We start from the raw sequence: 3,310 nt of genomic DNA, 5'->3' as shown, positions 1-3,310 counted from the left end.
TTTAACTAAAGAAAAAGGAGAAGAACTTATGCCTAGTATAGCTCAAGTATGGAAAGAAGAAGGGATTCAAATCGGGGAAGCTAGAGGTAGAGCCGAGGGTAGAGCCGAGGGTGAAGCTAAATTAATAAAAATGATGATAAACAATGGTAACTCTATTGAGGAAGTAGCAAGAATGACTAGATTATCTATTACAAGAATCAATGAACTATTGAAAGTACAGTAAACTGGTGCTTATTAGCAAGGCGTTACTTTAGTAATAACGCCTATGTATAGCATAATACCTTAAAATTTTTGTTATTTTCATAATAATAAAAAAATTGTAGGGTATGAAAAAATAAGCAATATTGCAAAAATAATGCAAATAACTATTAGTGGGTCAAAAAAATCTGTTATATTTATAGATATATACTCAAATGATTTGGAGAATTGAATTTGAAAATAATGGGCTAGGAGGCAGGCTCCTAGACTATGGCAGCGTATGTTAGTATGTGAGTCCCTGATATTTTCAAAAAAACAATCTTTCAAAGCAGAAGAGTATAGACGTATTAAGGTAGAATAATTATTAATATAGGAATAACATGGGTTATAGTTTAAAAGTACTGGATCATTACGAAAATCCGCGTAACGTTGGATCATTGGACAAAAATGATGCATATGTTGGGACAGGTCTTGTGGGAGCCCCCGCCTGTGGTGATGTAATGAAGCTACAAATTAAAGTTAGTGCAGAGGGAATTATTACAGATGCAAAATTTAAAACATTTGGTTGTGGTTCTGCTATTGCTTCAAGTTCTTTAGTAACGGAATGGGTTAAGGGTAAATCTCTTGACGAGGCTGGTAGTATAAAAAATACAGAGATAGCCAAGGAATTATCTTTGCCACCAGTAAAACTCCATTGTTCTTTATTGGCAGAAGATGCCATAAAAGCAGCAATACTTGATTATAAAACTAAAAACTCATAGTAATTATTATGAAAAATGTTATGTCATTGACTGAGGCAGCAGCTCAACAAATAAAGAGATTGATAGACAGGCGTGATAAACCATCTTTTGGTATTAGGATTGGTGTGAAATCTGGTGGTTGTTCCGGTCTATCTTATTATGTAGAATATGCTGATATCAAAAATAAGTTTGATGAGGTGGTAGAAGATAAAGGTGTACGAATATTAATTGACCCAAAAGCTCTAATGTATCTTCTAGCAAGTGAAATGGATTATGTAGAAGGTAAGTTTAAATCTGGCTTTACTTTTAACAATCCGAATGAAAAAGGTAGTTGTGGATGTGGGAAGTCTTTTAATGTTTAATATACAATTACTAGATTTTGTTAATACAAAAAACTATATAGATGGAAATTGGCTAGATTGCCAAGAACAGTTATCAGTTTATAATCCTGCCAATGATAAAGTGGTTGGGTCGATACCAAATTTGCCTAATGATTTAATTATTAGTGCTATTGACAGTTCTGTTAGAGCTTTTAAAATTTGGTCACAAACTTCTTTTGAACAAAGAATAACTATATTAAGAAAATGGCATTCTTTAATATTAGAGAATATTGATCAACTAGCCTATATAATTACCTTAGAACAGGGGAAAATATTAGAAGGTGCAAAGCTTGAGGTATTATATGGTGCGTCTTTTATTGATTGGTTTGCTAGTAACATTCATAACATTCAAGGTAAAATAAAGCCTGGAAAATCAATAACTCACAAGATTATCATCGAATTTGAGCCAATTGGTACGGTTTGTTCAATTACTCCATGGAATTTTCCAAATGCCATGGTAACAAGAAAGGTTGCTCCAGCATTAGCTGCTGGTTGTAGCGTTATACTTAAACCATCGGAATTCACACCTTTTTCTGCATTGGTTTTGGCTAAATTGGCAAATGATGCTGGGATACCAGCTGGAGTACTAAATATTATCACCGGTGATGCCAATAATATTGGACAAATATTTTGTAATGATTCTAGAATTCGTAAATTATCATTTACTGGTTCTACGAGGGTAGGAAAGATGTTATATCAGAATTCTAGTGCTACTATTAAGCGTTTATCTCTAGAACTTGGCGGTAATGCTCCATTTATTATATTAAGTGGTGTTGATTTAGATAAGACTGCCAGTGAGCTTATATTAGGAAAGATAAGGAATAGTGGACAATCTTGCACTTCGCCCAACAGAATATTAATTGAAGAAGCAATTTATGATGAATTTTTACAAATTCTTACTACAAAATTTGCTAATCTGAAAATAGGGGATGGTTTTGATTCTGAATCAGTTATAGGACCGTTGATTAATAAAGCAGCTATAGATAAGATTTTAAAATTGATTGAAGATGCTAAAAATAAAGGTGGAGAAATCTTATGTGGAGGTAAAGCTCATGGTAATTTTTTTGAGCCAACAATTATTAGTAATTGTCAGGATAATATGGAGATTTTTAGCACAGAAATATTTGGTCCCGTTCTTGCATGTTATAAATTTGGCAGTATACAAGAAGTTATAAATAGAGCTAATAATACGGAATATGGTTTGCAAGCTTATATATATTGCAATAATATAGCCATAGCTCAAATAATGGCAACAAAACTTGATTTTGGTATGGTATCAATTAATGATTCGCTGCCTGCTAATTGCAAGGCAGCATTTGCTGGGCGAAAAAATTCAGGGTTTGGAGTGGAAGGTTCAGATGAGGGAATATTTGAGTATTTAAATAGTAAATTTGTAAACTTGCATAATTATGCAGATTCAAGTCAATTAACTTTATTATGAGAAAGATTACCCTTGGTTTAATAGCTGAGTATATAGCTATTATTATTTACAAAATTAAATTTTATCAAATTCTCTATCATCGTAAAAGATATTATGTTGGCGAAATTGATATTATTGCTCTGCGTGGTAAACAACTTGTTTTTATAGAAGTAAAAGCAAGATGTTCTGACGTTGATGATAGAATATTATCAACTCATCAACAGATGAGAATAAAAAGAGCTACCAGTATGTTTTTAAGCTCTAACCCTAAATACCAAAATTATCAGGTTAGATTTGATCTAATAATTATTAAACCTTACAGTATACCCATTATTATTGAGAATGCTTGGTAATTGAGATAAATATATAGCTAACCCGGTTAGTATGATGCCTAATTCACAGACGTCATTGCGAGAAAGTATAAGCCAACGAGGCAATCAAGTTTTTTGTCATATATGGACGAGTGAATTTGTCAAGAAAGAAAATAAAAAAATAGAGCCACAAAGGAAGCGGTCATATATTCGGCATCGAGTGCCATAATGGTTTCTGCATTCTTATAAATATCCTTGAGT

At 32.5% G+C, this 3,310-nt stretch carries 4 protein-coding genes and 1 pseudogene; all 5 read left to right on the top strand.

Annotation, left to right across the window (positions count from 1 at the left end; genetic code table 11):
• Positions 1–223, top strand: a pseudogene (locus RiCNE_RS08145) (Rpn family recombination-promoting nuclease/putative transposase); the annotation flags it as partial.
• A gap of 355 nt (positions 224–578) precedes the next feature.
• Positions 579–959 carry a Fe-S cluster assembly scaffold IscU gene (gene iscU, locus RiCNE_RS06575; protein WP_094649773.1) on the top strand — a complete coding sequence of 127 codons (381 nt, stop codon included), beginning with the start codon at positions 579–581 and terminating at the stop codon, positions 957–959.
• A gap of 8 nt (positions 960–967) precedes the next feature.
• The gene (locus RiCNE_RS06570; protein ID WP_094649772.1) at positions 968–1,300 is read left to right on the top strand and encodes a HesB/IscA family protein; all 333 of its coding nucleotides are present in this window, start codon (positions 968–970) and stop codon (positions 1,298–1,300) included.
• A gap of 1 nt (position 1,301) precedes the next feature.
• Positions 1,302–2,759, top strand: coding sequence for an NAD-dependent succinate-semialdehyde dehydrogenase (locus tag RiCNE_RS06565; RefSeq protein ID WP_410525750.1), 1,458 nt, complete (start codon positions 1,302–1,304; stop codon positions 2,757–2,759).
• Positions 2,756–3,091, top strand: coding sequence for a YraN family protein (locus RiCNE_RS06560; RefSeq protein WP_094649770.1), 336 nt, complete (start codon positions 2,756–2,758; stop codon positions 3,089–3,091). Before RiCNE_RS06565 ends, RiCNE_RS06560 begins: the two co-directional genes overlap by 4 nt.
• The last annotated feature ends 219 nt before the right edge of the window (positions 3,092–3,310 follow it).

The sequence above is a fragment of the Rickettsia endosymbiont of Culicoides newsteadi genome (assembly GCF_002259525.1).
GTDB lineage: Bacteria > Pseudomonadota > Alphaproteobacteria > Rickettsiales > Rickettsiaceae > Tisiphia.
The sequence above is the reverse complement of the archived record's forward strand: the minus strand, read 5'-3'. Positions and strand labels throughout refer to the sequence as shown.